Origin of the sequence: uncultured Succinatimonas sp. (assembly GCF_905203285.1) — a bacterium.
GTDB lineage: Bacteria > Pseudomonadota > Gammaproteobacteria > Enterobacterales > Succinivibrionaceae > Succinatimonas.
In genome coordinates this window covers 1-7,663 of record NZ_CAJKVK010000090.1, presented here as the reverse complement: position 1 = coordinate 7,663, position 7,663 = coordinate 1, and the positions used below count along the sequence as shown (strand labels likewise).

The window sequence follows — 7,663 nt, the reverse complement described above, 5'->3', positions numbered from 1 at the left end:
CGTAAAGATCGGGGTCAAATCCTCTGATGACGTTAAGCGGATTCATATGACTCTCCTTAGCGATGATCGCGGTTGTCTCTTACATTCTAGAAAATTTTATACTAAGAATTATCACAAAAACAATGAAATAAATTAAAACATGAGCCTTAAAGCATATTTTTAGTCTTATTTAAAGCCGATTTAACACTGTTAAATCGGCTTTGTTCTGCTTAAGGGAAAAACGGCCATACCATCGGAATTATCACTACGCATACGATAAATGATAAAACCACTAACGGAGTTCCCACAAAAATATAATCTTTAAATCTAAAGCCGCCAGGGCCTAAAACCAAAGTATTTGGCGGAGTAGCAACCGGTGTAGTAAATGCACAAGAAGCGGCAATGGCGATAGCCATCAGTACCGGGTACGGGGACGCCCCCATTTCTTGGGCAATTGAAATACCGATCGGACACAAAAGAGCGGCAGCTGCAGTATTTGACATAAACTGCGTCAAACCGCATGACAAACAGAATAAAACTGCCATAAACATCATAGGGGAAGGATCACTTCCGACAAGTCCTACCACATGATGTGCGATCAAGCCACCGGCTCCGGTTTTGTCAAGCGCGGTAGCCAAAGGCAGCATTCCGGCAAAAAGGAAAATCGTCACCCAGTCAATACCGTTATAGGCCTGTCTTTCAGTAAGGCAGCCAAGCAGCACGCACAAAAGCGCACCTGAAATAGCCACCATTTCCGCAGTAAGACCCGGAATTCCGAAACAAATACCTAAAATCACATAAAGCAAAATAGCAAGGCAGTAAATACGAGCTCGCGGAGATCCGGACATGCCGTCAGTTGCTTCAACCGAGCCTAAATCCGCCATGTTTTTAGGTACTAATTTGCGTCCGATAAATATCATGTAGATAATTGACATTATCGACAAAGGAATACCGACGTACGCAAATTCAAACAAGGTAAAAGGCGCGATTCCAGCCGCCTCAAGAGCACCAGAGGCAATAATATTAGGCGGAGTTCCGACCATGGTGATGGTGCCGCCGGTATTGGCCGCTACCGCAAGTCCCATTAAGATTGGAGAAACCGGAATCTTCGCTGCGGCACAGATACCGATAAATACTGGCATTAAACAGGCTACGGTTCCGGTATTTGATGCAAATGCCGACATACATACCGTAACCAGCATCAATGATGCCATCAAAGGAACTTCTTTTGTTCCAACCTTTTTAACCACCCAATTTCCTATCGTTTGCGCCAATCCTGATTCAAGCATCGCCGCGCCGACAACGAACATACCGGCAAAGAGAACTACTGTTGAATTGGAAAGACCTGAAAAGACTTCATTGGGCTTTAGAACACCAAGACAGCCTAATGCAATAGGAGCAGCCATTGCAGTTATGGCCAGAGGGATAAGCTCCGTCACGAATAAAACCGCGACTACAGCAAGAACAATTAAGGTAATGATTGCGGGATCCACGGCATTTCTCCTTAATCTTGAAGCTATAGTATTATTTATAATCACAAACAGGAATTTTCGTTATGACAGATCTCACAGTTACGCCATTTAAAATCTTGATTTGCTTTACTTTAGTTCTGATTACGACGATTAGCGCACGTTTTTTGCTAAAAGATAAACGTGATTTATGGTTCCGTCGCAGCCAAAGCAAAAATATCATCACGATAAGAGGCAAAATCGGCGAATATTTGGCTTTAGGTTATCCTATATGTCTTGAGGGCTTTGCAGTAACGGCACTGCTGCTTGCAGTAATTGCTATCGAAATACTATTTGTACTTTACTTAAACATTTAAAGCGACAGAAAAATGTTTTAAGCGTAATATTTACCTCTTCGCTATTAAGGCGCAATGCCTTGATTTTACCTGTGTTTTGGTTTAAAATATATTTTTATTTTCAGGTCTTATTATTAGGTTTTTTTAGTAAAAGCATGTCTAAAAACTTACTTTTAAAACCGACTTTACTTAAGTTGGGAGTATTTGCGTTATCAGCGCTTATTTGCGTCGGCACGGTTAATGTGTGCAGCGCCTCCTCACGTTATAAGACCACGATTACTGCCGTAAGCTCCGATGAAATAAGGCTTGGGGCTGACAGAAGCAAAATCGGTGAAACTCCGGTAATCAAGCAAAAACTGATTATCGGCTCTTTTAAAAAAGGCGAAACGTTTAATAAAGCCGCCAAACGAGCCGGTCTTTCAGCTAAGGAAATTCATCAGATTCAGCAGATCCTTGCGGACAAACTTGATTACTCACGCCTAAGACCAGGTGATTCTTTCCGCATTTTATTAAGCGATGAAGGAGAAAACTCCAAAGTAAATGCTTTGCAGTTTAAAACCAAGAATCACGGCAATCTGGCACTCTACCGTAATCAGAATAATAACAAGTTTTACAGCGAAAGCGAGATCGCCCCACAGCCTGCAACAGCCTTCAGACGTTTTCCGATTAACGGCGAAATTAAAGTAAATTCTGCGTTTAACCCTTCTCGCAGACATCCCGTTACCGGACTTATCCGCCCGCATAAAGGCGTTGATTTCAAAGCATCAATCGGTACTCCGGTTTATGCACCTGCAGACGGAACCGTATATTTTTCAGGCTATCAAAGAGCAGCCGGCAATTACATTATTATTGAGCACAATAACGGCTATAAGACCGTTTACATGCATCTTTCAAAGCGCCATGTAAAAAAAGGACAGAAAGTAAAACTGGGGCAGCTTATCGCCAAATCCGGCAACACCGGCAGAACCTCGGGACCGCACCTGCATTATGAAATCCACGTCAATAATCGTCCTGTGGATCCGATGAAGGTTAATTTACCGTCAGCTCCTTCCAAAAAGCCGCTGCTATCACAAAAAGAACAAAAAGCTTTTGCTAAAACGGTTAAAAAATATAAAGCCGATATGAAAAGTTTGGCTCTAATTTACATGCCGAACACTGAGATTTCGGTTAACTGATCTGATTTACCAAAATGCGGCTTTACCTGACAGTTAAAAGCCGCCTTTATTCTTTTTTTAAAAAATATCCCTGCCCTCACGGTAATTTGCCGCAAGCGATAAAATCGCTTCACAGGCAACTGCGTCAAGAGGAACGAAAGATCCTAAAGTTTTTCCTTCTTTTAAATCCAATGCTTTTACAATATCCGCAATTGACTCGCTTTTAACCCCCAACTCTATAAGATTGCTCGGTAATTTGGCATTTCTAAAGAAAACTCTTAAAGCATTTATACCGTCATATGCGGTAATTTTAGGATCTTCAAAGTTAATGGCTATTCCGAAAACACGATTTGAAAACTGAGCTACGCGCTGAGGGTTAAACTGCACGACATACTCCATCCATGCAGGAATTAAAACAGCCAAAGCATCTCCGAAAGGACAATCCCTTTCAACTACCAGCTGATTGGCAAGTTTGGTGATTACATTATCCGATCTTCTTCCCATGCAGCAAATGTCGTTATGAGATAAAGTGGCAGCCCACATCAAATTGGATCGTGCATCAATATTGTTCGGATCTTCATAAATCTGCGGAAGTAATTCAATAATGCTTGATAAAATCGCTTCGCACAATTTATCCGACAACAAAACCCCCGTCGTGTTTGAAAAATATCCCTCTAACACGTGATTTATCATGTCAACACAGCCGCTTGCGGTTATTCTTGGGGATAAAGATAAAGTTAAATCCGGATTTAAAATTGCAAATTCAGGAATAAAACTATTGCTATAGGCAATAAGCTTCTCTTTTTTTCCGTCTTTTTCACGCATTAAAGAACTTGAATTAGAACATTCAGATCCTGAGGCCGGAACCGTGACCACACAGCCTAAAGGCAATGACCGATAGGGATCACGGTGTTTTTCAAACATATCCCAAATATCGCCGTCAAAAAATACTCCTGCAGAAACAATTTTTGCCGTATCAATTACTGATCCGCCGCCTACAGCCAATACGTAGTCAATTGAATTGCTAAGGCAAAATTCAACGCATTCATATACTTTATCTATATGCGGATTGGATCTAATACCTCCCATAGGGAAATATTTAAGACCGGATCTCTCAAGAGTTCTGCCTATTCGTTCTACTATTCCGTACTTTATCGCGGCCTTCTCTCCGTGCAAAAGCAAAACCCGCGTTCCGCCCTGATACTTGATTATCTGACCTACTTCGTTATCTGATCCCTGACCGAAAATAATTCTAGTTCTTCTAAAAAAATCAAAAGATTCCATAGTTTTTATACTTAAATACTCACACTGTTTTCATTGTACCAAACCTGCAAAAATTATGCGGCAGTAAAAACAAAGTCATGAAAATGTTAAAACAGCTTAAATTTCATTTTTTTTACTGATTTATTTTTAAAAAAAGATCTGAAAAGCTTTTATTTTTATTTTTTTTTATTATCATAGCCCTAAATTTCCGTCAGCTTTCGGAAAGAAACAATCTGAGTTTCCCGATTATATTTAATCGGGAGTGTCTGCTACCTGTTTTTTAACAGCGTTATGGAGAGTTAAGCACCAGTGGAAAATACACCTGAGTGCACGGCTGACAAGCAGCCGGTTGCTACTTCTGCTAACAATTCAGCCGTTCCGGCAAAAAATGCCGGTCACCGTCCGGGCGAACTTCCGGGTAATAAGCCCTCACCTACGGAACAGAACCTTCGTCCGATCCTTGAAATCAAAGATATCACTAAGGAGTTTGAGGCGTTTACCGCCGTCAATAAAGTTAATCTAACTCTTTATGAAGGCGAAATTTTTGCCCTTTTAGGCTCTTCAGGATGCGGAAAGTCAACTCTTTTGCGTATGCTTGCAGGATTTGAAACTCCGACTTCAGGAAGTATTCTACTTGACGGTGAAGAGCTTATCGGTGTTCCTCCCTATAAGCGCCCTGTTAATATGATGTTCCAGTCATACGCGCTGTTCCCTTACATGACTGTAAAGCAGAACATCGCTTTCGGTCTAAAACAGGAACACCTGCCTAAAAACCAGATTGAAGAACGCGTTGAAAAAATGCTGCACTTGGTGCACATGGAAGATTACGTGGATCGTAAACCCTTCCAACTATCCGGCGGACAGCGCCAGCGTGTTGCCTTAGCTCGTTCCCTTGCCAAAGAACCGCGTGTACTGCTGCTTGACGAGCCGATGGGCGCCCTTGATAAAAAGCTGCGCGAACAGATGCGCCTTGAGCTAGTAGACATTATTAATTCAGTAGGCGTAACCTGCCTTATGGTAACTCACGATCAGGAAGAAGCCATGACTATGGCCGATCGTATTGCCATTATGGATCGCGGACAGTTCGTTCAGATAGGCGGACCTCGTGAAATTTACGAAACCCCCAACTGCCGCTTCTGCGCTGAATTTATCGGATCGGTCAATTTATTTGACTGCACATTGATTTCATCAAACGCCACGCAGTCTCTCCTGCGCGCCGATGATTTCTCGCACCTTATCGAGCTGCAGCATGATATCGACCTAGCCGACGGCATGCCGCTTACCATCGCTTTGCGCCCTGAAAAAATTTATATTTCACACGAAAAACCCGAAGAAGAAACCAACTGGTGTCACGGCGTAGTAGAAAATATCGCATATTTAGGCGACATTTCCATTTACTACGTAAGACTTAAAGACGGTCGTATCGTCACCTCGACGCTGCCTAACGTTGATCGCTTCAAGCAAGGACTTCCTACTTGGGACGATCAGGTATATTTAAGCTGGGACGCCGAATCCTGCATTGCCCTTACCATTTAATATAGGAGGCAAGTATGTCTACGGGTTTTAGCGCCAACATGTCTTTTATCAGGCGAGCTTTTCAGGCTAAAAGAAAGCCGACAAAGCTGTCTAAGCCTCATAACAGGACATGGAGAGACTACGCTTTAATTCTCGTCCCGTATTTGTGGATGATTTTATTTTTCCTGTTGCCGTTTTTGATCATCTTCAAAATATCTTTGTCGGTATCGGAGATTGCCATTCCTCCATATTCACCTTTGGTGACTTTTGAGGAAGGAGCGATGCAAATCATCCTGCATCTTGAAAATTACACGTCAATCTTTACCGATGAAGACGGGACTTATTTCCGTTCCTATGTCAAATCATTACAGGTAGCGGGACTTTCTACCCTTTTCTGCCTTATTATTGGTTACCCGATTGCATGGGCTCTTGCGACATGTAAACCAACTGCACGCAATGTGTTGTTCATGCTTATCATTATGCCGAGCTGGACTTCATTTGTCGTCCGTATCTACTCATGGATGACCATCATGAAGCGTGACGGTCTTATTAATGATATCTTAATGGGTATAGGAATCATCGACTCTCCGATACAAATGCTGCAAACCGATTTTGCGGTTTACGTGGGCATCACCTATTGCTATCTGCCTTATATGGTGCTTCCGCTATTCTCGGCTCTTATGAAAGTCGATTATTCACTTATTGAAGCTTCATATGATCTAGGTTGCCGTCCTGTTAAAACTTTCTTTAACAGCCTTATCCCTCAAACAAAAAGTGGAATTATCGCAGGATCCATGCTCGTATTTATTCCGGCACTCGGTGAGTACGTCATCCCTGAACTTTTGGGAGGAAAAGGCTCGATCCTTATAGGACGCATTCTGTGGCAGGAATTCTTTAATAACCGTGATTGGCCGCTGGCATCAGCCGTTGCGATCATCATGCTTATTATCTTAGTGATCCCGATCGTTTGGTTCTATAAGATTGAACGCAAAGAACAGGAGAAACTCTATGCGCAAAAATAAATCTTTCATAGCGCGCATCGTGATCCTTGCCTGCGCTCTGACTTTCTTATATTTGCCCATCTTGATGCTCATTATTTATTCATTCAATGAATCCAAGATGGTAACGGTATGGACTAAAGCATCCTTACGCTGGTACTACGAACTGTTTTCCGACGCTCAAATCGGTCATGCGGTATTAATATCGTTGACTGTCGCGTTCATGACTGCATGCGCTTCAGTAGTTATCGGAACTTTAGCGGCATTCGTGCTCGTAAGAGTACGTTCCTTTACAGGAGAATCTTTGTTCGTCCTGCTTATCACCGCTCCGATGGTACTTCCTGAAGTCATCACGGGTCTTGCCCTTTTAATGCTCTTTGTTACCTTAGGTGACTTTATCCCGTGGTTTGCTGACCGAGGAGTATTTGCCATTTGGATTGCTCATGTGACATTCTGCTCAGCCTATACTACCGTAGTCATCAGATCACGATTCCGAGAGCTGGATATCTCTATTGAAGAAGCCGCCATGGACTTAGGCGCAGGTCCTATCAAGGTATTCTTTGCCGTGATTTTACCTGCCATTATGCCGGCAGAAGTGGCCGCATTCTTACTGTCGTTTACCATGTCAATGGACGATCTGGTAATAACAAGCTTTATTGCAGGTCCTGACTCAACCACTTTGCCGATGCTTATTTTCTCAAGCGTCCGCCGCGGTTTGTCTCCTGAAATCAACGCGCTTGCCACTATCATCGTGCTTATCGTATCGATCTTCACGTTCTTTGCTTGGCTTTCTATGGTCAAAAAGCAAAAACGCATGGCCTCCGATGCGGCTAAAGCTGCCAAAGCTGCCAAACTTGAACAGCAAAGAAGTACGTTCCATTCAAAAATTTAAGAGGAGGGTGACTAAAAAGTCACCTTCTTTTTTACCTGAAAAAAGCTCTTAATTTTTA

7 protein-coding genes are annotated in these 7,663 nt (G+C 42.6%); 5 read left to right on the top strand and 2 right to left on the bottom strand.

Features of this window, described 5'->3' with window-relative positions; translation table 11 throughout:
* Positions 1–209: 209 nt before the first annotated feature.
* Complete coding sequence (locus QZ019_RS08375) at positions 210–1,472, bottom strand: SLC13 family permease (RefSeq protein ID WP_295484133.1); 1,263 nt, start codon at positions 1,470–1,472, stop codon at positions 210–212.
* A gap of 62 nt (positions 1,473–1,534) precedes the next feature.
* On the opposite strand from QZ019_RS08375, the gene QZ019_RS08370 reads away from it, so the two are divergent.
* Together QZ019_RS08370 and QZ019_RS08365 are read left to right on the top strand one after the other, a co-directional pair.
* Positions 1,535–1,804 carry a hypothetical protein gene (locus QZ019_RS08370; RefSeq protein ID WP_294566658.1) on the top strand — a complete coding sequence of 90 codons (270 nt, stop codon included), beginning with the start codon at positions 1,535–1,537 and terminating at the stop codon, positions 1,802–1,804.
* Positions 1,805–1,938: 134 nt separating this feature from the next.
* The gene (locus tag QZ019_RS08365) at positions 1,939–2,958 is read left to right on the top strand and encodes a peptidoglycan DD-metalloendopeptidase family protein (protein WP_295484131.1); all 1,020 of its coding nucleotides are present in this window, start codon (positions 1,939–1,941) and stop codon (positions 2,956–2,958) included.
* A 57-nt stretch (positions 2,959–3,015) separates the two neighbouring features.
* Here the strand turns inward: QZ019_RS08365 and QZ019_RS08360 are convergent, their stop codons facing one another.
* Complete coding sequence (locus QZ019_RS08360) at positions 3,016–4,221, bottom strand: iron-containing alcohol dehydrogenase (protein ID WP_295484127.1); 1,206 nt, start codon at positions 4,219–4,221, stop codon at positions 3,016–3,018.
* 288 nt (positions 4,222–4,509) lie between these two features.
* Between QZ019_RS08360 and potA the strand changes: the two genes are divergently transcribed.
* From potA to QZ019_RS08345, 3 genes are read left to right on the top strand one after another with little or no spacing between them, the layout of a single operon-like run.
* Positions 4,510–5,736 carry a polyamine ABC transporter ATP-binding protein gene (gene potA / locus QZ019_RS08355; RefSeq protein ID WP_295484124.1) on the top strand — a complete coding sequence of 409 codons (1,227 nt, stop codon included), beginning with the start codon at positions 4,510–4,512 and terminating at the stop codon, positions 5,734–5,736.
* 14 nt (positions 5,737–5,750) lie between these two features.
* Positions 5,751–6,737, top strand: a complete 987-nt coding sequence (locus tag QZ019_RS08350) for an ABC transporter permease subunit (RefSeq protein WP_294566668.1) — start codon at positions 5,751–5,753, stop codon at positions 6,735–6,737.
* Positions 6,724–7,605, top strand: coding sequence for an ABC transporter permease subunit (locus tag QZ019_RS08345; protein WP_294566670.1), 882 nt, complete (start codon positions 6,724–6,726; stop codon positions 7,603–7,605). The genes QZ019_RS08350 and QZ019_RS08345 overlap by 14 nt, the downstream gene beginning before the upstream one ends.
* The last annotated feature ends 58 nt before the right edge of the window (positions 7,606–7,663 follow it).